The following is a 22080-nucleotide window of genomic DNA, read 5'->3' on the forward strand; positions in this document are numbered from 1 at the left end:
TTCCCAGCCAAATTATTTCCATGCTCATTAACCACTTTGGTAGTTCTCGGTCAAGCAATCATTCTGTAGGAAAATTCTGTATCCCTGTAATAGAATTCGGTTTTTCCGAATTTCTTCACCAACATATTTTCAAATTCCTCTGCTTTTTTAGTGGTCTTAATTTCCTGCCTGTAGGCATTGACCTTCTTGGTTGTCCTGTTGTCGTAAAAAGACACGGAATTGGTTGATAATATGGAAGCATCCTGTTTGTTCAGCGTTCCAGAAAAGGAATATCCTGAAAACTGAAGCAGTGCTTGATCTGTACTGTTGTAAACAATAATGCCCGAAAGATCACTGTTCGTACGGAGTTCATATTTTTTCGCTAAGGAAGCTATGTCGGCAGGAAATGATAATTTATCCAAATCAAAACTATTGGTATGACAGGCTATCAGCAGTGGTAAAAGAAGTAAGATGATGATGCTTTTCATAAGTTATACTTCGTTTGATTAATTCGATTTTATGGCTTTTAATATAAGGCTTTATCAGAAAATTTCATGTCCTGTATTTTCGGCAATGGCCTGATCAAGACTTTCTTTTCCCGTATTGCCAAAGGTTTTTCTGAACCTAATTTATCATCAGTTTCAGTTCTGATGCCTGTCACCAGGTCAAACTGAGTATCCGTAAATGTCGTATACTCATCAACATAAGCTTTTGTTGAATTATTGGTAAGCTTGCTGACATGAATCAACTCAAAATTTCCGTTTTTATACTTGAAGCCATAGGTTATATTTCCATTTTCTATTTCACTCCGCATCTGTAAAATTCCATGTTCTATAAAAAAACTTGGAATCTGAAAACCATTGAATTTCCCTTTTTTCTCTGCAGGATATTGAGGTTCGATAATCTTAGTAGAAGATACTGCTAAAATTAATTTTCCGTCGGGCCGGGAAAGAAAGATCTGCAATTTCACGGGGCTTGTTTCATCTATGGTATCCATCTTAACTATTATCTTGTCTTCTTTTCCATCATTATTTAAATCGCCATATTCGTCCCTTACCTGATAGGTATAAGTGTCCTTAACCTTGCCTTTTTGAGCTGATAAGTACATTGGAACAGACATTAGAATAAACAAGGAAAACAGCTTTATATTTTTCATTTTATTTGATTTTTATCGTTGAATTCCAATTATTTGAGTAGGGTATGCAGGAATCTTTGCTGTTCTTCATCTTCTTTGAGAAAGCTTTCTTCATAGGTTCGTTTTGTTCCTTTTGGCAATTTTAAATTTCTGGCCATTAGACGTTCTGTGGGTCTAAAATAAGGATAATCACGTGTCCTAGTTACGTCTGAATTTTCCATATTGCTCAATCCATCAAGTATGATGAGAACTCCGATGAATAGGACGGCAACGAATGCTAAAAATCCTTTAATGAAATTTCTATTTCTCATTTGTTTACTTATGCCGCCCAATACTAATTGTTCTTATGCTAATTTACTTCATTTTTGGCAAAGTAAGAATTACTTACGGCTCCTGAATCTGTGTTGCTGGAGCATCTTAATTACTCCGATCTCAGAGACGAAACAAAAAATGGATGAAGTTTTACCGATAGTGAAGGACGGAGTATTTCGCATAAAGCATGAAAATGATGACAATTTTTCGAGAATGGTTTTTTTTCTGAACTCAGAAATTTAAATGCTGAATATTTGGGCCAGATTAAAGAGGGAGTTCTCGAAATTGACAGGAGATTAAGCGTTTTGTTCTACGTTGATGATGATGTGAGATACGGGCGCTATCCTTATCTACTTCCTCTATAAAATGGTTGGCGTGTTCAATTCTGGAGGACCATTTGCATGTATGTATTGCGGCCAAGTTGTGTTTAGTTTTGATACCGATTCTCAATCGTGTCCCAGATGTTATACAAAGCAATGGACCAAAGCTTTCAATTGAAGAAGAGTTTAGAGCTGTCAGTTTCTGTTAACGATTTTCTATCTTTTCATATACAGTGCTATTCTGCGAATACTAATAAAATTTATGCTGATAAACTTCTTTAACTCCTGAGACTGATGTGTTTGATACTGTCTTTGCCATTAACGCTACTATCAAAGTAGAAATCTTGCAGCAATAAAATAACCGCCACCGATTACTATTAGGGGAAGCGCTACTGACAGCAGGACCAATGTTCACATAAATACCCGAAAATAACTATATAAGGAAACCCTATATGGATCAGATGGATCATAGATAACAGTGGTTTGTTCTCCTATTTTCCAAGCGGGAGGATTATTCCCTTCAGCTAGTTCATATGTAATTAATTGGTTATCTTTTGTCCGAAAAGTGAAGATTGGAGCGAATACTTCACCTTCAGATTCGAACTTGTGAAGGTCGATTACTGTCGCTGTAGTTTTATCAGCCTTCTTAAGAAATACCATTGTACTACGGAAACTGTAAATTGCCCATACCAAGAACAATACCCCTAGTCCTAAGATTATATAATATTGCCACATAATTTTATTTTTTACTTTTTCCACAACAACAATTTAAAAGTTGTAACTAACAAATAATTAGCGTGTTACTAATATAGTGGAATTTTGAACACGTTAAACACCAGCTCTATGAAAACAATAAAAGATCACCTTAGTTCTTTTGATCACTTAGTCCATTATTTTTTTATGACTATTTATCATAACCAAACTGAACAGATTATCAGCGCAGCCTTAGAACTCATTCAATACTTTCAAAAGTATTCGGCGAAGGAGGCGTCAGAACATAATATTTTTAGATTGGAGAATACCGCACATAATATACTATAAAGTACATTTAGATAACAATTAAGATACCTTCAGCGAAGTTAATTCTCCGTGTTTGAGCGCGGTTTTGAGGGACATATGGGGGACAAAAAATTAAAAAACAAACCAAAATAACTAAAAGTATTACAATATTAAAATTATTTTAATTTATTGGTAATCAGATATTTGGTTTGTTTTAGTTTGTTTTGTCTATGGTGTTTATTTACCGATACAGAACTTCGAGAATATATTATCCAATAAATCGTCTGTGGACACAGTTCCAGTGATCTCACCAAGGTGATATAAGGCTTGGCGAATATCCATAGCGAGAAAATCGGACGTGACCGGATTGTCTATACCATATATCACCCGTTCTAGTGAATATGCTGTTTTTTGCAGCGCTTCCACGTGGCGTATGTTGGTCACCATAACGTCATCTGTATTGAGATTTCCTAATTGTACTCGATTGATGAGTTCATCCTTTAATTCCTCGACACCGGTCTGCTCCTTTGCTGAGATGTAAAGTGGATTGAGGGTACGATAGGACGCTTTTTGCTCTTCAGAAAGCAAATCGGATTTATTGATAATAGTGACAAACGGGATGTGGAAATTCTCAATTTCAGGTAGCTGAGACTGTACTTCTTCAACTCTGTCTTGCGTTGGATCGAAAAGATAAATGATCAATCGTGCCTGTTTCATTTTTTCACGCGTACGCTCAACACCTTTAGCTTCGATCACATCCGCCGTCTCACGTATACCGGCAGTATCAATAAATCGAAAATTAACACCGTGAATATTAATTTCATCTTCAATAGTATCGCGCGTTGTTCCAGCAATATCAGAAACAATGGCCCGCTCTTCGTTTAAGAATGCATTCAGCAGGGTCGATTTTCCTACATTAGGTTTTCCTGCAATAACCACAGGAACACCATTTTTAAGTACATTTCCCTGTTCAAAAGATTGTATTAGTTTTTGAACAATGACCTGTATTTTATTGATTAGATTTTTTAGCTGATCTCTGTTCGCAAATTCAACATCTTCTTCAGAAAAATCAAGTTCCAATTCTATAAGTGATGCAAAGTGTATAAGATCCTCACGGAGGGATTTAAGCTGATTGGAAAATCCGCCCCGCATCTGCTGCATGGCTATTTGGTGGGAGGCAGCTGAATTGGACGCTATTAAATCAGCTACCGCTTCTGCCTGAGATAGATCCATTCCTCCATTGAGGAAGGCACGCAAGGTAAATTCTCCTGGACGAGCAGCACGTGCCCCTTTTTTAATCAGTAAGCCGACAACTCGCTCGATAATGTATTTGGAGTTATGTGTTGATATTTCCACCGAATTTTCTCTGGTATAGGAGTTGGGGGCTACAAATAAAGAAACAAGGACTTCATCTATAATTTCTTCACCATCGCGTATGGTTCCAAAATGAATCGTATGAGAAGCCTGTTGAAGCAGATTCTTTCCTTTAAATATTTCATTTGTAATTTTTATAGCATGCTGACCCGAAACGCGTATGACGGCAATGGCTCCATTTGTTCCCGAAGATGTTGCTAATGCAACAATGGTATCTTCAGTGATATATCCCGTATTTGACATGATGCAAAGATACATTAAATTGAAGTAATGGATTCTATATTGCGGGACAAATTAAATTCGGTGTGATCGGTTAAACCTTTTTTCAAACATTGAAGTCATACCCATAGAAACGCTTGTGAAAAACGGGTTTAAAACACAAGCCGGAAATAGTTGATTTCTAAATTTAATTTATACTGTATGAGAAAGATGATATACTTCGCGGTTGCAATTGGTGGTTTGGTCTTATTGGCACCCCAACGATCCTCAGCTCAACACCGTGTACATGAAAGAGAATGGAAGCAGGACAAAGAGCGGAGGAAATATGAGGAGAAAAGAGATAAAGAATATAGAAAGTATTTAGAAAAACGCGAGAAAGACGATCGTAAATATCGTAAAGAAGTCGCAAAGTCCTATCGAAAAGGATATGGTCATAGAACGCCAGCTTGGGCTAGGGCGCATCGCTATGATAATAGGCATCATGTATACTTTAGAGACTATAAAACATTTTACGATCCATATAGAGGTGGTTATGTCTATATGCGGAATGGTCTTTGGAATTTTTCAGCAAATGTACCTTCATTTATGTTGAATGTCAATCTGGGAGCAGCTAATATTCGTGTGGTCAAAGAGGTGCCGATCAGTAGGCATCCCGAAGACTTTTATAATGACTATCGTTGGGATTAATAGTAATTTATCTTTTTCAAATAAAAAGCCTCGATCTTTAGGAAGATGAGGCTTTTCTTTTATGCTTCAATTTTTTAAAACTAACCTCAAAAGATTAGGAGCAACAGAATTAGCACGAGTATCCTTCAATAATTTTATGTTTTACTCCTAAAAATACCGCATGCTGGGTTAACGTGTCGTTTGTTTCCTATTCGTCCATTTCCATTTGATAGAGATTGTTGAACGCCTCTTGATGGTGTTGGAGGATTACCTTCCGTTTCATCTTCAATGTCGGCGTTAATTCTCCATTTTCAATCGTGAATTCATTTGTTAAAATAATTGGTCTTTTGATCTGTTCCCAATTGCCAAAATGCTGATTGGCACGGCGGACCTCCTGATTGACTTTTCTAACAATTGCAGGGTCTGTCAGAAAATCATCTTTATCCATGCTCGCGAGTTCAGGAGCATCTGTTTTAGCCCAATCCAGCAAATGTGCATAGTTTGGTACAATAAAGGCGGAAGCAAATTTCATCCCATCACCAATAACCATAGCTTGCTCAATAAATTTAGACTCGACGAGCTTGGTTTCTATAGGTTGTGGGATGACGTACTTCCCGCCAGAAATTTTGAACATTTCCTTTTTCCGGTCAATGATTTTTAAAAACTTGTCTTCTTCCCATTTCCCGATATCTCCTGTATGCAGCCATCCATTAATAATTGTCTTATCTGTTTCGGCCTTATTCTTATAGTATCCCATCATGACATTAGGGCCTTTCACCAATATCTCTCCATCGTCGGCGAGTTTTATTTCAACAAAACGGACAGGAAGACCCACAGTACCGATGCGTATCCCTTTGATATAATGATTGACAGAGATGAGTGGGGAGGCTTCGGTCATACCATAACCCTCATAAAGAGGAATTCCTGCAGCTAAGAAAGCACGTGTTAATTTACTGTGAAGCGAAGCTGATCCAGAAGCTACCGTAAGCAATTGGCCCCCTAGGGCTTCATACCATTTGTTGAGAACAAGCTGTTTGGCCAGCTTAAGTTTGATGTTATAAGCAAGGCTTCTTTTTGCTGAATTGGGATCATAATCTTCGGCTACAGAAACTGCCCAATCGAATATTTTTCTTTTGAAACCCGTAAGATCGTGGCCTGTTTTCATGATTTTCTCGTAAACCTTTTCAAGAATACGTGGGACAACTGTCATGATATGCGGTTTTACTTCTTTCAGGTTATCGCCAATCTTCTCAAAAGATTCTGCGATGTAGATTGTAAAGCCAAGATACATATAGGTATATAAAACCATACGCTCGTAAGCATGGCAGGGGGGGAGAAAGGTAAGTCCGCGATCATAAGCTTTACAGGGGGTGATTTCTGCTGCGCCCAATACATTGGAAAAAATATTCTGATGCGAAAGCATAACTCCCTTTGGTTTGCCTGTAGTTCCCGATGTGTAAATCAAAGTCGCAAGGTCTTCGGGTTTAACCCGAGCGCGCAATGCTATCAAATTGTCGGTCGTGCAACTATCGCCTATGGCATGAAGTTCTTTCCAGCTGCGGGTATCTTCATGCTCGGCGATACAAAATATATACTTTAATGTATAAATTGAATCTGTTAAATTCATCAGCCGATCGTATAAACTTTTATTACTTACGATGCAAACTTTAATTTCTGCATCATTAAAGATATATTGATAATCTGCGTCGGTGATATTAGGATAAATGGCAACAACAACTGCCCCTATCTGTTGGATTGCAAAATCGATAAGGTGCCATTCCATGCTACTGCCGGCTATAAGACCTACTTTTTCATTGGGGAGTACGCCAAGTTCAATTAGCCCTTTGGAAAGCGCGTCTACCTGCCCAAGAAAATCTGCTGTTTTGATATAGTTCCACTTGTCGTCCACTTTGTGGGCAAACATATCGAGATCGGGGTACTTACCCATCTGCTGACGCGCAAGATCAAATAGTCTAAGTTTTTCTTCCATTTAAAATCGTATTCTTTTTAAGCTCAGGTGAGCGCCCTTCCATTATGAACTTTGTTTCAAGGAAAAAGTTTGCAAACTTAAATAATAGTTTCAAGAATTTGGAATCATTTTGTAATTAGCTCATTCCGAAAACGAGAGTGGGAGACTTTCTATATACTATGTTAGAATCGATTTGACAATAATAGAATGGATGTTGTTGATCATAAAAAAAGCTAGTCGTTATAGACTAGCTTTTCTTCTTTGTTTTTCTTTAATCAAAAGACCTAGCTCCCGACCTGTCGCGCCTGCAACAGAAGTATTTTCCTGTGCTCTACGAAAAAGGTATGGCATCACTGCTTTGACTGGTCCATACGGCATGTATTTGGCAACATTGTAACCATGTGCAGCCAGATTGAAGCTTAGATTGTCAGACATCCCCAATAACTGAGCGAAGTAAATGCGGTCTGTAGACCTGTCAATACCACGTTTGTCAATTTCTTTAGCCAAGAGCATGCTACTATCTTCATTGTGGGTACCCGCCATCAATCCAAAGTTGTCTAGATGGTCCAGTATAAATTCAATAGCTGCATTGTAGTCAATATCGGCAGCTTCTTTATTGGGTTGGATTGGATCTACATATCCTTTTTCGGCGGCGCGAGCACGTTCAATTTCCATATATGCACCTCTAACGATTTTGGCACCCATGTGGAAGCCTCTCACTTTTGCATATTCGAAATCCGCTTTTAATGAAGCAAGTTTGTCGCTGCGGTACAATTGGTAGGTGTTATAGACAATAGGTTTTTCCATATTGTATTTTTCCATCATTTCACGAGCAATATCGTCAATTGCATCTTGAATCCAGGAATGTTCAGCATCTACCAGTACCTTTACACCGGCATCATGGCAGGCTTTACAGATACGGTCTGTACGATCAAGCATACGTTGGTATGCTGCTTGTTCACTTTCTGTCAAGGTGTCTTTGGCATTGACTTTTTCAAACAATTCAAATCGGCCTAATCCAGTGGGTTTAAATACTGAAAATGGTATGTATTTGTTTTTACTAGCCGCTACCACTGTTCGCAAAACCTCATTGCAGCAAGCGTCAAATGCACTTTCAGTTTCTTCTCCTTCAACTGAATAGTCCAATATAGTTCCTACACCATTCTCTCCCAATTCGTTAATTGCTGTTTCGCAACCTTCGATGGTCTCCCCGCCACAGAAATGCTTGAAGATTGTTTTACGGATTATCCCTTGGATGGGTAATCCGATGTTCAATGCAAAGTTGGTCATTGAAGGACCGACTTTTGTCAAGAAGTTATTCGCTATTATTTTGAATAACCAATATGCTCTTTCCAAATCCTTATCGCTTTTACTTTTAAAAGCTATCTCTGTATTATCAAAGGATAATGTCTTGGGCTCAGAATTCTCAATCATAATCTTTATTTGCAATTAGGCAAATGTAGCAATTTAGTAAGCATTAAAACGATGATTATTCTTGCATTACTCGGTTAAACCCCTATTTTTGTGGAATGCAAGAATTTAAAATTGAGGGTGAATATATACAGCTTATACAGTTACTTAAAGCTTTAAATTGGGTAGAGCACGGCGCTATGGCTCAGTGGGTTGTGTCTGAGGGGTATGTAAAGTATAATGGGCGAGTTGATTATCGAAAAAGGCTCAAATTGAGACCTGGAGATTTCGTTGAATTTGATGGGATGCAAATAAAATTGGTGTAATATTAAACAATATTGGTAAATAGAAAACTTAAACCTAAAATAATAGTAAAATGGAAGTCATAGAAAGTTTGGGATATCAGGTATATTTTGATGATACATTATCCTCTCTGGAGGGGTTTTTGGCTGAGCGTAATTATTCAAAGATCATCGTTTTGGTAGATACCAATACATTGGATAATTGTTTGCCTTTGTTTCAGCAGTCCCTATCCAATTTAACGAATTATGATGTGATAGAGGTAGATCCGGGAGAAGAAAATAAAAATATTGATTTTTGCATTGGTGTATGGCATAATATGCTCGATTTCGGAGCTGACAGGCATTCACTGATGATCAATCTCGGTGGCGGTGTCGTCACTGATATGGGGGGATTTGCAGCATCAACTTTCAAAAGAGGGATGGATTTTGTTCAAGTCCCGACGACTCTGCTTTCCCAGGTAGATGCCTCTGTAGGAGGCAAAACGGGTATCGATATGGGAAGTGTAAAAAATATTATAGGCACTTTTGCACAGCCCAAAGCTGTATTTATTTCGAACCAGTTCTTGAAAACGCTAGATCAGCGGCAGTTAATATCTGGCTTTGCGGAAGTGATCAAACATGGGCTAATTTTCGATCGAGGCTATTATGATCGTGTTAAGGTGCTTGATATCGATCAAATTGATAATTCAATAATTAAACATTCTGTTTCGATAAAAAATCAAGTGATTCTTGAAGATCCAAAAGAAAAAGGACTGCGTAAAATCTTAAACTTTGGACACACTATTGGTCATGCTATTGAGGGATACTCTTTGTTGAATGACGGTTCGCCTTTGCTTCATGGAGAGGCTATTGCTGCTGGAATGATTTGCGAGGGGTATCTATCACATAAATTGAATGGGCTGCCTTTGGATGAATTAAATGATTTGATTCAAACATTCAGAAGATATTTTAAAGATTACAAATTTGATTCTTCCATTGATACAGAGTTATTGGAACTGATGCGAAATGACAAGAAGAATGTGTCCAATCAGATTGGTTTCGCACTGCTTGATCAAATTGGCAGTTGTCGATACGATATCTATGTTTCCGAGGAACATATTATCGAAAGCCTTAATTTTTACCGCGAACTAATCGCATAATAATCCAATATACAAGTCGTGTTTCGGGAGGATCACGGCTTAATAACCAATTATATTATGAACAAAATCTTCATTTTTCTATTTCTCTTTTTGGGGATATCAGCTGCCGTTCAGGCACAACGACAAGTATTGATCTTTAGCAAGACAAAAGGGTTTAGACATGGAAGCATCGAAAAGGGAGTGCAGGTGCTTAAACAATTGCTGGATAAAGAACAGATCGAATCTGATCATTCAGAGGACGCGGCTCTTTTTACAGATCAGGGATTAAAAAAATATGATGCTATTATCTTTTTGAGTACAACCGGCGATATTCTCGACGATGCACAACAGAAAGCATTTGTGCGCTTTATCCAATCGGGAAAAGGATTCGTGGGGATTCATGCCGCGACGGATACAGAGTTTGATTGGCCGTGGTACAACGGTCTTGTGGGAGGATATTTTGCATCACATCCTGCAGTACAGAAAGCTAAAATCGATGTGTTAGATAGAAACCATCTGGCTACAAAACACCTCGATTCGATTTGGTTGCATAAAGATGAATGGTATAACTTTAAGGATATGAAGGATGGATTGCATGTTTTGATGAATCTCGATGAAAAAAGCTATCAAGGAGGAAAAATGGGGGATCAACATCCGATTTCTTGGACTCAAACCTATGATGGGGGTAGGGTTTTTTATACTGGACTTGGTCATACCGATGAATCCTATGATGAACCTGAATTTCAAAAACATCTAGTCGGTGGAATTCTATCTGTTTTTCCTAAGAGATAGTAAGCTATTATCGCTTATTTTTAAACTCAATAAACGGTAGGCTTCTTTCTGAAAGGACATAATGGTTTGAAACGGCCTAATGAAATGCCCCAAACGGAATGATTCTTTGGGGCACTTTTATCATTCGCGAACAAACCGGAGAAGAACTAATTTGGCTATTTGATTAATAGTTCAGTTTGTATTTTACACCACCACTAAGCCAACGTCCTGGCATTGGAACAGCGGCTGCTTCGATATAACGCTTATCAAATATATTTTGAACATCTGCAAAGATATTTAAGTCATGGAATTGGTAGGCCGCTCTCATATCTGCAATAAAATAAGATTTGTAACTTATACGTTCATTAAAACGGTTGGAAGTGGTTAACATCCAATTTTTGTGGTTTATTGTAAAGTTGACGATAACTTGGTGCCTTAGGCTCTCTATGGCATATTTTGACAGTATTCCATCGGCTAATATCACGCTAGGATGGAGATAATTGTAGCTAAGGTTTGTAAAATAGCGTGTTGTAGCGCCGGGGTCATTGAAATTGTATCGGAATGATGCATTCAATCCATCGATACTGTTTTTTCCAATATTCGTTGGTTTCCAAGGAATAATTGTTCCAGTTCCGGCACTGGCATCGTCTTTTTGCCAGTCGATGAAATCGTCTATTTTACGGTGGAAATAACCTGCTTGGGCCACAATTCGATTGGATAGGTATTTGATCCCCCCTTCAATCTGATAGGCATTTTCGGAGGTAAGGTTTGGATTTCCGATGTTCGCCGTTTGATTATTGTAAAGATCGGTAAAAGAAGGGATACGTTGGCTTGATCCTGCGTTAACGATAATCTTCCAATGTTCGGTAATATCGTAACCTAAATCAAGACCTGGAAAGACCTGCCAGCCAAATCTCGAGTTATAATTGATGTAGGTTCCAGCATTGATGATCAGTTTTTCGATCGCTTCCGTTTTGAATTCTAGATAACCACCGTAATTCTCGCGGTTATGACGGCCAATACTAGTGCTATTGATGTGTTCAAATCTACCTTCCAGCCCTATGCCGAAGGTTCCATAACACTGCTCCAATGTCGCATTTAGTTCTGCACCAAAAACATTACTATAGTGTTTGGCTCTTCCTTTTGTCGTTTCCCTTCCTAGATACCAATATTCATCTTCATTATAGCGATTGCTGAGACGTGGACTGAGAGAAAACGTCGATGTTAATTGATGCTTTGACTGCACGGAGGCGAAAGCGGTCTTAACCTGCTCATAAGCTTCCTTATCACTAGGAGCAGCATAGTAACCATTAGCACCAAATTGATTGTTGATATAGCCAATATTAGCGTTTACCATATTGCCTGTATTAGGTTGATACGTTCCGTCGTAATATAGTTTATTACTGTTCGATGCTGTGTTGTAACGTTGTCCATTGGAGTCTTCGTGTCCAAAATATAATCCGTGGCTTGTTTTTTTAGTTAGAAACTGTGATCCAAGCTGAATACCTTTACCATAATACATACCTGTACTCGTCTGTTCATTATCTTTGAATGAGGATCCGCTATATATCTGGGTACTAATCTGATTCGATTTAATTTTCTTTGTTACGATATTAATGGCTCCCGTTAGCGCGTTAATGCCGAAAATTCGTGATGCTGGTCCTCGTATGATTTCGATGCGCTCTATCGCTTCAAGTGGAACCGGTAGATTCATGTTGTGGTGAGCGCTTTGTGGATCCGTAATTTTAACACCATTGAGTAAAATTGCCGTTTGTTCAAAAGAGCCGCCATCGACGCTAATGTCAGCCTGTGAACCAAATGGTCCACGTTGACGAATATCAACTCCTGGGATATTGCTGAGTAATTCGTTTATAGATCGATTAGGGAGGCGTTGTATATCTTCCTGCGTCAATATTTGTACATTCTTGCTTTGCTTTGAAAAAGGAATTTGTAAACGATTTTGATTAATGATAACTTCCCCTAACGCCGTTGTATCTGGAATCTGCGCAGTTGCAGATACAATACTTAAAGTTAGTGCAAGGTTTGTCAACGTAAATTTTCTATTCAACATGCTCTTATACATTTTACACCGCAAAAGTAGCTTAGTTGACAATAATACAAATAGTCCGGCATGAATAATGTAAGTAGTCCAAGTGTATGGTTCGTTTCTACATCCACTCTTCGCGGCCAATCCGCTTTCTCCCGATGATATCGATTTGATCCTGTTTGCTATTGATTTTTATTTTTTCAATGTTGCTTAAATTTGGTTGGCCAGATTCAAGCCAAGCAGAATACCAATAGGAAGCGACGCGTAAGATCGTTTTCCGCATCCTTCTTTCGACCATTCCTTTCATGGCATCGTGATACGCGTTGGCATAGCGATCCGAGTACGTCCATACCAATTGATTGTTTCGCTCAATAAATGTTTTTTTTTGGGAATCTTTAAATTGACGATTGAGCTTGGCTTCGATATTCAATACAGAATCGACGAGACGATTGCTTTCGCGAACAATAAGCCATGCTTCTGCTAAAGGATCTTTGATATAGTTTGCTTTTCCAACGCGAAGATTATATTTTTCTGAAAACATTTCTGGCAAGCGACTTTCCCAAAATGCGTGTATTCCAATTTGGTTGGTGAATTGTCCATTGTAATTTTTAGTTGTATGTAAAGGGACATGCGCATCGGCAATATAGTGCCCGAGTTCTGCAGAGTGCTTGATGATCCGATTATAATCTTTTGACTGAAAAGCTTTCACTAGCTTTTGATAGGTTAAATTAATTTGCCAGGGAACAATACCATTTTTTAACAACTGTTTTTCTTGATATTTTTCTTTCGCTTTTGACCAATGAATGGGTATGGAATCATTTTCACCCTCTTCTTCATAATCTTCTATATCTATAAAATGCCGTGGACCTTCAGTGCTATCGGTGTAGCAGCGTTTATCTGGGTCAACAGCTTTCTCGGTAATCAGATCGATATTGGCTTTATAGAATTTCGCCATCTTGGCTGGCAAGGCGAACACGGCATAATGATTAATTTTTTTATGTGCAAAAAATCCCCAAGAGATAAAAATAGGTATGCCAATTAGCGAAAGCATAGTAAACAATAGAAATTTCATGGTTTATTGAACTGGCTATTAATTAATTGTTGATATTAAATATACAAAAAAGAAAGTTAAAATGGGATTAATAGGTTTTTTATTGATGTTAATTTATATTTTCTTAACCTAACAAAACAATAAAATAATATTGATAATCGTTAAAATTGATTAATTTGCCGACACAAAATACAGTCATTATGAAGATATTGTATGCCGTACAAGGGACAGGAAATGGACATCTTAGTCGTGCAATGGATATTGTGCCCTGTTTGAGAGAGTTAGGAGAAGTTGATGTTTTGGTTAGTGGAATTCAAGCAGATCTATCATTACCTTTTGAAGTGAAATACCGTTTTCACGGGCTGAGTTTTATCTTTGGTAAGTCTGGTGGGGTCGATTTGTGGAAGACTTTCATGAGTTCGACTATTCGTAAATTTACAAATGAAATTAAGAGCTTGCCCATTGAAAACTATGATTTGGTGATCAACGATTTTGAACCTATCTCGGCTTGGGCCTGTCATTCAAAAGATTTAGAATGCATTGGATTGAGTCATCAGATTGCTGCCTTAGATCCGTCGAGTCCCAAACCGGAAGACAGTGATATGCTGGGTAAGTTCATCATGAAAAACTATGCACCCTCCACATATTCTTACGGTTTCCATTTCAAGCGTTATGGCAAGAATATTTATCCGCCTGTTATCCGTAATGCTGTTCGTGACTTGGGCGTAACAGATCAGGGACATTATACGGTTTATCTACCTGCATACGACGATGCGCATCTTTTGAAGCACTTAATGAAGTTTCCAGATGTCAAGTGGGATGTTTTTAGTAAACATAATTCAAAGGCATTCGAAATGAAAAATGTAACGATTAGGCCCATAAATAACCAATCTTTTATAAATAGTATGGCATCTTCTTCAGGAGTTTTATGTGGAGCAGGTTTTGAAACACCGGCAGAAGCATTATATTTGAAAAAGAAACTGTTAGTTATCCCAATGAAGAACCAATATGAACAGCATTTGAATGCCGCGTCACTGGAAGAAATGGGAGTGCCTGTAATTTCGAGCCTGAAACATAAAAATATGTTGGCGATAGAAGCCTGGCTGAACAGTAAATCTAGGGTTGAAGTTGATTACCCTAATATCACGCAGGAAATTATAAATGAAATCGTGCAGAAGCACCGTTAAACAAACATGAAGTATATTGCATTAGCCTTATTATCCTTGACAACTGTCACAGGATTTGCCCAACAAAAAAAGAAAAACACGACAGTAAAGAAGAAGGTCGTAAACAGTAAATCGAGCGTAACAAATCAATTGAGAACAAAGGCCGATTCTGTGTCGTATGCATTTGGTGCTGATATCGGAAATTCACTAAAGTCTATTGAAATCGATTATTTGAAGTCAGATGTTATTGCAAAAGCAATTGCTGACGTATTGAAAGGTAACACGTCGCTATTAGAGGAAGGTCAAGGAAGAGCTGTCATTCAGCAGGCTATTATGGACGTCCGTGCTAAAAAGGAGGCTGCCAATAGGGCTGAAGAAGATAAATTCTTTGCGGAAAATGCAAAGGTTACCGGGATGAATTCGACAGCAGAGGGTATTCAATATCTTATTTTGACTGAGACTGATGGTGTAAAGCCTAAAAGTGACGATAAAGTCACAGTTCATTATAAAGGAACCCTATTGAGTGGGAAGCAATTTGATAGCTCATATGATCGTAATGAGCCTTTGAAACTATCTTTGGGCCAAGTGATTAAGGGCTGGCAGATTGGTATTCCATTAATGTCTAAGGGGTCGAAATATAAATTTTTTATTCCAAGCAGATTAGCTTATGGTGAACGCGCAACGGGTGAAATTCCCGCCAACAGCACGTTGGTGTTTGAGGTAGAATTAATTGATATCAGTGCAGATGGAACAACATAAATTAGGTCATACAAATTTAATGGTGTCGGAAATCGGTTTAGGCTGCATGTCTCTAAAGAGTAATCAGTCCAAACAATCCAAAGACATTATTCATAAAGCTTATGAAGAAGGAATCACTTTTTTTGATACGGCTGATCTCTACGACAAAGGTTTAAACGAGATGATTGTGGGAGAGAGTGTGCAAAGTTTTCGGAAGCATATTGTCTTAGCATCAAAAGTTGGTAATCTTTGGCGTGCCGATGGCTCTGGCTGGGACTGGAAGGCCTCAAAAGATTATATTATGAAAGCTATAGAAGGGTCGTTGTCGCGGTTGAAAACGGATTATATCGACCTGTATCAGTTACATGGTGGTACCTTGGAAGATCCGATTGAGGAGATTGTTGAAGCCTTTGAGCTGTTGAAAAGCCAAGGTAAAATTCGGGCGTATGGACTTTCATCCATCCGTCCGAACGTTATTAAGACATTTTTGTCCAAATCTGATATCGCTTCCGTGATGATGCAATACAGTTTATTGGATCGAAGACCCGAAGAGGAAATTAGTGGCTTGCTGGAGAGGATGGGGGTAAGTATTGTTGTACGGGGCGCTTTAGCAAAAGGTGTTCTTATTAATAAACCCATAGCACCTTTTCTTCAGTATAGCTCGGGTGAGGTGGCACATATCTTCAGAAATTTGGTAAATCTTTCCAAACGTATCGGAAAAGATAATATGATCGTTGCACTTTCATATGTGCTATCTAATTCCGCAGTTTCTACTGCGGTAGTCGGAGTGAGTACCAAATTACAGTTGGACGAATTGATCAGGGCAAAAGAGAAAACGATACATTTAAGTGACCTGGATAAACAGTTTTTATTGGAAGGTGTCCGGTCGTTGTATTATACCGAACACCGGTAGTTTTTAATCTTTATTAAAAAATAGTTTTAATATTTTCGAAAGGTCTTCTTTAGTGTCTACGGCGACAGTTTCATGTTCTGTAATTGCCGTTTGAATAGCGTAGCCGTTTTCAAGCCAGCGTAGTTGTTCCAATGCTTCTGCTTCTTCCAACAGTGAAATTGGCAATTTCGTCAGCTCTTTTAATGTCTCTATCTGATAGGCATATATTCCGATATGTTTGTAAAATGTTTGGTTCTGTAGCCAGTTTTCTTTTTCCATGCCTCTTAAAAATGGAATGGTTTGTCTACTGAAGTAGATGGCTTCTCCCTTGATGTTTCGAACAACTTTGGGTATATTCACGTTGAATAGTTCGTCCTCCTGTGTGATTTCTTTTACTAAAGTTGCAATCTTTGTGTGTGGATTCTTAAAACAATCTGCCAGGAGATCAATTTGTATTGGATTGATAAAGGGCTCGTCACCTTGTATATTGATGGCAATATCATAGCCATTTACTTGGGCAATGACCTCGGCGCAACGGTCTGTTCCAGATTGGTGATGCTCTGCGGTCATAACGATATTACCACCAAAAGATGATACAGTCTGCGCAATCCGCTGATCGTCGGTTGCAACAACCACATCGTTTAATTTTGTTGATTTTTTGACCTGCTCGTACACGCGTTGAATCATCGTCTTCCCTTCGATGTCGATCAGGGGTTTTCCAGGGAATCTGCTTGATGCATATCGAGCAGGGATAATACCTAAAAATTTCATTCGTTATTTTTTACAGTAGATGGGATTATTGCTGTTCATCAAAAAGCCTGCAAAATCATGGAATTTAACAGGCCTCTGGAGTTAGCTATTCGAACAGTCCAAATAATTCAGCTTCGATCTTTTGGATGATACCGCCAAGATCTTCTGGATTTTTTGTAAAATCCAAATTGTCCTTGTCTAGAACCATTACTTTACCTTCTTTGTAATTATTGATCCATTTATCGTATTTATCATTCAACTTGGATAAATAATCAAGACGAATCGCTGATTCATAATCGCGCCCTCTTTTTTGGATATTGTTAACCAAAGTTGGTACTGAAGCTTTAAGGTAAATCAATAGATCCGGAGGTTTGATGTAGTGAATAATGCTTTGAAAGATATTGCTATAATTTTCGAAATCGCGTGCGCTCATCAAACCCATGTCGTACAAATTTTCGGCAAAAATGTAAGCATCTTCATAAATGGTACGATCCTGTATCATATCAATACCCGTTTCTTGTAATTTTACAATATGCCTAAAGCGGCTGTTGAGGAAGAAAATCTGAAGATTGAACGCCCAGCGTTTCATATCTGAATAAAAGTCTTCGAGATAGGGATTGTTATCTACAGCCTCAAACTGAGGTTCAAACTTAAAGTGACTGGCTAATAATTCTGTTAATGTTGTTTTTCCAGCTCCTATGTTACCTACGATAGCTATGTGCATATTAATCTAGCTTAATAAAATCTTTTAATACCAATAATCTCACGGACTTCTTTTAATGTCTTGCGCGCAGACTCACTTGCTTTTTCAGCGCCCATTTTTGCCACTTTAGCAATGTAGGCATCGTCGTTTGATATCTCCTCAATACGGGAGCGTACATCGCTGGTTGCAAGTACCATATCTTCTGCCAGTTGCTTTTTAAAGTCACCGTAACGAATTTCGCATTTGTTATAGAGTTCATCAAAATGCTGTAGCGTATCTGCGGTAGATACGACCTTCATCAAATCAAAGAGATTTTGGATAGATTCAGGTTTGGGTTGGTTCATTTCAGTCGGACCAGAATCAGACACCGCGCGCATTACTTTTTTACGGATAACCGTTTCGCTATCCGATAAATAAATACAATCGGCCTCCCCATTTGATTTGCCCATTTTTCCTTGCCCTGCGAGTCCAGGTACTTTAACCAACTTGTCGGAGTAAGAGAAAGCAAAGGCTTCTTTGAAATAGTCTACGCTGTATAGACGGTTGAATCGATTGCCAAAAGTTCGTGTCATCTCCAGATGTTGTTCCTGATCTTTTCCTACGGGCACCTTTGTGCCATGGTGGATCAATATATCACAGGCCATCAGGACCGGGTAGGTCAATAAGCCTGCATTCACATTGTCTGGATTGCTTCTCACTTTATCTTTAAACGCAGTGGCACGTTCAAGCTCACCTAGATAAGCATTCATATTCATGTATAGATAGAGCTCCGCAACTTCTGGAACATCTGATTGGACGTAAATTGTCGATTTTTCAGGGTCTATTCCTGCTGCTAAATATTCAACAATAACTTGACGAACCGTACCCTGTAATCCATGTGGAGTGGGATGGGTCGTCAGTGAATGTAAATCTGCAATAAAAAAAAAGCAATTATATTCGTTTTGCATCTTCACAAAGTTGCTCAATGCGCCGTAGTAATTTCCTAAATGTAATTTTCCGGTACTTCTGATACCGCTGACAACTGTTTCCATATTCCTGCGAATTTACGCATAAATTTCACAAAGTCGAATTAAATTCCGTTGTTGATTTCTTTTTAAATTTGCTTTATTTTTTTAGCTTCATTCCAATAAACATCCATTTCTTCTAAAGTCATTTCGTGGAGTTGCCGATTGTTTTCAAGAGCTTTTTGTTCTAAATACGTAAAACGTTCGATGAATTTTTTGTTGGTACGTTCAAGTGCATTTTCAGGGTTTATACCAATATGGCGTGCGTAATTTATCAGGGAGAATAAGAGGTCACCAAATTCGCTTTCTGCTTTTTCGCGATCTATTGGACTTGCCGTTTCAATATTAAACTCCGCTTTAAATTCAGCAAGCTCTTCTTCAACTTTTTCCCATACTTGTTCTTTATCTTCCCAGTCAAAGCCCACCCCTCGAACCTTATCTTGAATACGATAGGCCTTTACCAAAGCTGGCAACCCCTTTGGCACGCCAGCAAGTACAGATTGACTGCCTTCTTTGAGCTTAATTGTTTCCCAATTGGATTTAACTTGATCTTCTGTATCAGCTTCGGTGTCGCTGTAGATGTGGGGATGACGGATAATCAATTTATCACAGATTGCATTAAGTACATCTACGATATTGAACTGCGCTTCTTCTTCTGCAATTCGTGCGTAAAAAACTAAATGCATCAGCACATCACCAAGTTCCTTTTTGATCTCAGGATAATCGTGTTCCAAAATAGCGTCAGTCAATTCATACATTTCTTCTATTGTCAAATGCCGAAGAGTTTCCATCGTTTGTTTTTTATCCCAAGGGCATTCCGTGCGTAATGTATATAACACGTCGAGTAATCGTTGAAATGCTAATTGAGGGGTATGCTGATAAGCCGGTGCTGAAAGATTTGCCATATATCATCGTGTTTTCTAGCACAAAAATAGAAATATGATTTCGAATAAACTATTTCAAATTGCGGAAAACAAAACCCTTTTGTCAGTCGTTTTATAATAAAAATTAACTTTTAGATCGAATTTAGAACACTCAACTATGGAAAGAATGCACGGTTACTCGTCTGCCAGCGTTGCTTTGGAAAAATTAAGCAACATGGGCTATACAATTGACTATAATATTGAATTTGATGATCTATTGGCTCATGCAGATCAGTATAAAATTGACTATTTATTTCGTTATGAGGGTGCATCTGATCCTGATGATGAATCATCTGTGTATGGCATTAGCAACGAAGCGGGGCAGAAGGGCGTTTTTGTTGCTGGCAATCTGTCTTTAATAGAGGGCAAAAAGCGTGATATTCTACTCCAATTGGAACTGAAGGAGCGAGAGCGGTAATCTTATCAGAAAATAGGAGCTTTAAAACAGTTTTTTAGTTAGCAAAATTTCTCTTGTAAAGTTGAATTATAATAGGATATTTTGATAGATATTTACTATTTGATTCTAGTGATAAAGACTAAACCTTTTTAGATTTTATACTATGATATTGTATATCGGCATTTTCGCCATTATCGTTGTGGTCTGCATATTGATTTCTCTCATAATGATGAAAAAGCAAAAAGAGACCGCTAGAAAGTATGAAGGTGAATCTGGAATTCACCTAGCTCCAGATGTAAGAGATGAATTGCTAAAGGATGAATTTGTAAAGTTGAGAAAACAATTGAACGGCGCTCCGATAGACGCTTTTACGCAATGTGCTTATATAGCGACAGTGGGTGATAAGGTCGCTGCAGCAGCGGCCACAGCGGCGAAAACTGTTGCATGGGCAGCTGTTGGTGTGAAGGCACGTTATAATGAACGGGATAATGTTTCTTATCTGGTGCTAAGTAATAACGAATTGCATTACGTATTTTTTGACGACGGGCAGGTGAGAGACCATTTTGTGTTCGATCATCAAACCTTAATTGATGCGCACACCGCCAAGATTAGCAATTCTGAAAAAGTAACACGTATGGGATCTGTTATAGGTTTAAAACCAAAGAAAATGCATCTTGATATTAATGGAACTGGACTAGATATTATATATTATGGTGTAGTACAGCGGATGCCACATGGCATTATCTCTCCAGGTGCGGGCATGTTTGAAACACAAGCAAAACTTCAACTGATGGGGCGGTTGTTTTTAGATAGGTTTTATGAAAAATATCCGCATTTGCAGAGTCAAGATTAGATAAATGTCATATTATTTAGTTTTATAGAAAGTTGACCTACATTTTTGCTTGGTTTCAGGTTACTTTGATTAAATTGTATCGATCAAAATTTATATCATATGAAAGTTTTAGCGGATAAAGTAGCTATAGTAACCGGAGCTGGTTCGGGGATCGGACTCGCTGTTGCATTGGCCTATGGTAAAGAAGGAGCCAAGGTTGTTGTCTCGGATATCAACGAGCAAGCGGGTCAAGAAACCGTAAAACAAATTGAATCGATAGGTGGAGAGGCGGTATTTTTTAAAGCAGACACTTCATCTCCGGCTGATAATGAGTCGTTGGTTAGTTTTGCTGTCGAAAGGTTTGGTAGGCTTGATGTCGCCTGCAATAATGCTGGTATTGGCGGTGAGGCGGCTCTCACTGGGGTTTATAGTTTAGATGGATGGAAAAAAGTGATTGATATTAATTTCAACGGCGTGTTTTATGGATGCAAATATCAAATTGAGGCGATGGAAAAGAACGGTGGTGGTGTGATTGTAAATATGGCGTCTATACACGGTACTGTCGCTGCCCCTATGTCGAGTGCCTACACGGCTGCAAAACACGCAGTAGTGGGGTTGACAAAGAATATTGGCGCTGAATATGGTCAGAAAAACATTCGATGTAATGCCGTGGGACCTGGATATATTGATACACCTTTATTAGCTAAGCTGGATAAAGAACATATCGATACATTGATAAGCAAACACCCTATTGGACGTTTGGGAAAGGCGGAAGAAGTTGCCGAACTTGTTCTGTTTTTAAGTTCGGAGAAATCGTCCTTCATGACTGGTGGATATTATTTAGTCGATGGCGGTTATACTTCGATTTGATAATTTTTTAACAAAAATATATAAAATTATTGTTGCCCTCAAAAGTGAATACTTTCTGGGGGCATTTATTTATGTAGGCCAGCTAAAAATGTTTAAATAGTAAACGCTTTAGTATTCAGACTGATACTTAGTT

At 38.4% G+C, this 22080-nt stretch carries 24 protein-coding genes; 11 read left to right on the forward strand and 13 right to left on the reverse strand.

Translation table 11 applies throughout. The features are described 5' to 3' along the window. Positions 1 to 50: 50 nt before the first annotated feature. The 4 genes from J2X77_RS00715 to J2X77_RS00730 form a co-directional block, all read right to left on the reverse strand. On the reverse strand, positions 51 to 467 hold the full coding sequence (locus J2X77_RS00715) for a hypothetical protein (protein ID WP_209575540.1): 417 nt from the start codon (positions 465 to 467) through the stop codon (positions 51 to 53). 38 nt (positions 468 to 505) lie between these two features. After that, a complete protein-coding gene (locus tag J2X77_RS00720; protein WP_209575538.1) occupies positions 506 to 1135 on the reverse strand; it encodes a hypothetical protein in 630 nt (209 codons plus the stop codon). Positions 1136 to 1164: 29 nt separating this feature from the next. Continuing rightward, on the reverse strand, positions 1165 to 1425 hold the full coding sequence (locus J2X77_RS00725) for a hypothetical protein (protein ID WP_209575536.1): 261 nt from the start codon (positions 1423 to 1425) through the stop codon (positions 1165 to 1167). 732 nt (positions 1426 to 2157) lie between these two features. Continuing rightward, positions 2158 to 2481 (reverse strand): DUF3592 domain-containing protein, encoded by a 324-nt coding sequence (locus tag J2X77_RS00730; protein WP_310078519.1) that lies wholly within the window; start codon positions 2479 to 2481, stop codon positions 2158 to 2160. A gap of 108 nt (positions 2482 to 2589) precedes the next feature. Between J2X77_RS00730 and J2X77_RS00735 the strand changes: the two genes are divergently transcribed. After that, complete coding sequence (locus tag J2X77_RS00735) at positions 2590 to 2787, forward strand: hypothetical protein (RefSeq protein ID WP_209575532.1); 198 nt, start codon at positions 2590 to 2592, stop codon at positions 2785 to 2787. A 195-nt stretch (positions 2788 to 2982) separates the two neighbouring features. Here the strand turns inward: J2X77_RS00735 and mnmE are convergent, their stop codons facing one another. Then, a complete protein-coding gene (mnmE, locus tag J2X77_RS00740; RefSeq protein ID WP_209575530.1) occupies positions 2983 to 4362 on the reverse strand; it encodes a tRNA uridine-5-carboxymethylaminomethyl(34) synthesis GTPase MnmE in 1380 nt (459 codons plus the stop codon). A 177-nt stretch (positions 4363 to 4539) separates the two neighbouring features. On the opposite strand from mnmE, the gene J2X77_RS00745 reads away from it, so the two are divergent. Further along, the gene (locus J2X77_RS00745) at positions 4540 to 5025 is read left to right on the forward strand and encodes a hypothetical protein (protein WP_209575526.1); all 486 of its coding nucleotides are present in this window, start codon (positions 4540 to 4542) and stop codon (positions 5023 to 5025) included. Between the two features lie 187 nt (positions 5026 to 5212). Here J2X77_RS00745 and J2X77_RS00750 read toward each other — a convergent pair whose 3' ends face one another. Then, on the reverse strand, positions 5213 to 6994 hold the full coding sequence (locus tag J2X77_RS00750) for a long-chain fatty acid--CoA ligase (RefSeq protein ID WP_209575524.1): 1782 nt from the start codon (positions 6992 to 6994) through the stop codon (positions 5213 to 5215). Between the two features lie 219 nt (positions 6995 to 7213). Then, positions 7214 to 8407 (reverse strand): proline dehydrogenase family protein, encoded by a 1194-nt coding sequence (locus J2X77_RS00755; RefSeq protein WP_209575522.1) that lies wholly within the window; start codon positions 8405 to 8407, stop codon positions 7214 to 7216. A 95-nt stretch (positions 8408 to 8502) separates the two neighbouring features. Between J2X77_RS00755 and J2X77_RS00760 the strand changes: the two genes are divergently transcribed. From J2X77_RS00760 to J2X77_RS00770, 3 genes are read left to right on the forward strand one after another with little or no spacing between them, the layout of a single operon-like run. Further along, on the forward strand, positions 8503 to 8709 hold the full coding sequence (locus J2X77_RS00760) for an RNA-binding S4 domain-containing protein (protein WP_209575520.1): 207 nt from the start codon (positions 8503 to 8505) through the stop codon (positions 8707 to 8709). 50 nt (positions 8710 to 8759) lie between these two features. Further along, positions 8760 to 9824 (forward strand): 3-dehydroquinate synthase, encoded by a 1065-nt coding sequence (gene aroB / locus J2X77_RS00765; protein WP_209575518.1) that lies wholly within the window; start codon positions 8760 to 8762, stop codon positions 9822 to 9824. 57 nt (positions 9825 to 9881) lie between these two features. After that, positions 9882 to 10595, forward strand: a complete 714-nt coding sequence (locus J2X77_RS00770; RefSeq protein ID WP_209575517.1) for a ThuA domain-containing protein — start codon at positions 9882 to 9884, stop codon at positions 10593 to 10595. 163 nt (positions 10596 to 10758) lie between these two features. On the opposite strand, the gene J2X77_RS00775 is transcribed toward J2X77_RS00770, so the two are convergent. Further along, positions 10759 to 12645, reverse strand: a complete 1887-nt coding sequence (locus J2X77_RS00775) for a TonB-dependent receptor domain-containing protein (RefSeq protein ID WP_209575514.1) — start codon at positions 12643 to 12645, stop codon at positions 10759 to 10761. Positions 12646 to 12742: 97 nt separating this feature from the next. Beyond that, positions 12743 to 13693 carry a zinc dependent phospholipase C family protein gene (locus tag J2X77_RS00780; protein ID WP_209575512.1) on the reverse strand — a complete coding sequence of 317 codons (951 nt, stop codon included), beginning with the start codon at positions 13691 to 13693 and terminating at the stop codon, positions 12743 to 12745. A gap of 179 nt (positions 13694 to 13872) precedes the next feature. Between J2X77_RS00780 and J2X77_RS00785 the strand changes: the two genes are divergently transcribed. The 3 genes from J2X77_RS00785 to J2X77_RS00795 are packed head-to-tail and all read left to right on the forward strand — an operon-like array spanning position 13873 to position 16489. Then, a complete protein-coding gene (locus J2X77_RS00785) occupies positions 13873 to 14859 on the forward strand; it encodes a glycosyltransferase family protein (protein ID WP_209575510.1) in 987 nt (328 codons plus the stop codon). 6 nt (positions 14860 to 14865) lie between these two features. After that, positions 14866 to 15597, forward strand: a complete 732-nt coding sequence (locus tag J2X77_RS00790; protein ID WP_209575508.1) for an FKBP-type peptidyl-prolyl cis-trans isomerase — start codon at positions 14866 to 14868, stop codon at positions 15595 to 15597. Beyond that, entirely contained in the window at positions 15584 to 16489 is a 906-nt protein-coding gene (locus tag J2X77_RS00795; RefSeq protein ID WP_209575506.1) for an aldo/keto reductase, read from the forward strand. The genes J2X77_RS00790 and J2X77_RS00795 overlap by 14 nt, the downstream gene beginning before the upstream one ends. Before the next feature lie 3 nt (positions 16490 to 16492). On the opposite strand, the gene kdsB is transcribed toward J2X77_RS00795, so the two are convergent. The 4 genes from kdsB to mazG all read right to left on the reverse strand — a co-directional run bounded on the left by kdsB (position 16493) and on the right by mazG (position 19830). After that, positions 16493 to 17239 carry a 3-deoxy-manno-octulosonate cytidylyltransferase gene (gene kdsB, locus J2X77_RS00800; protein ID WP_209575504.1) on the reverse strand — a complete coding sequence of 249 codons (747 nt, stop codon included), beginning with the start codon at positions 17237 to 17239 and terminating at the stop codon, positions 16493 to 16495. Positions 17240 to 17324: 85 nt separating this feature from the next. Next, complete coding sequence (locus J2X77_RS00805) at positions 17325 to 17942, reverse strand: deoxynucleoside kinase (protein ID WP_209575502.1); 618 nt, start codon at positions 17940 to 17942, stop codon at positions 17325 to 17327. Between the two features lie 11 nt (positions 17943 to 17953). Further along, positions 17954 to 18952 (reverse strand): tryptophan--tRNA ligase, encoded by a 999-nt coding sequence (trpS, locus tag J2X77_RS00810; protein WP_209575499.1) that lies wholly within the window; start codon positions 18950 to 18952, stop codon positions 17954 to 17956. 62 nt (positions 18953 to 19014) lie between these two features. After that, positions 19015 to 19830, reverse strand: coding sequence for a nucleoside triphosphate pyrophosphohydrolase (mazG, locus tag J2X77_RS00815; RefSeq protein ID WP_209575497.1), 816 nt, complete (start codon positions 19828 to 19830; stop codon positions 19015 to 19017). A gap of 136 nt (positions 19831 to 19966) precedes the next feature. Here mazG and J2X77_RS00820 point away from each other — a divergent pair, with 136 nt between their 5' ends. The 3 genes from J2X77_RS00820 (at position 19967) to J2X77_RS00830 (ending at position 21947) form a co-directional block, all read left to right on the forward strand. Further along, complete coding sequence (locus J2X77_RS00820) at positions 19967 to 20266, forward strand: hypothetical protein (RefSeq protein WP_209575495.1); 300 nt, start codon at positions 19967 to 19969, stop codon at positions 20264 to 20266. A gap of 205 nt (positions 20267 to 20471) precedes the next feature. Beyond that, positions 20472 to 21098, forward strand: coding sequence for a hypothetical protein (locus tag J2X77_RS00825; RefSeq protein WP_310078520.1), 627 nt, complete (start codon positions 20472 to 20474; stop codon positions 21096 to 21098). Positions 21099 to 21197: 99 nt separating this feature from the next. Continuing rightward, positions 21198 to 21947 (forward strand): glucose 1-dehydrogenase, encoded by a 750-nt coding sequence (locus tag J2X77_RS00830; protein ID WP_209575491.1) that lies wholly within the window; start codon positions 21198 to 21200, stop codon positions 21945 to 21947. Positions 21948 to 22080 lie beyond the last annotated feature (133 nt).

The organism is Sphingobacterium sp. 2149, assembly GCF_031455655.1.
Lineage (GTDB): Bacteria > Bacteroidota > Bacteroidia > Sphingobacteriales > Sphingobacteriaceae > Sphingobacterium.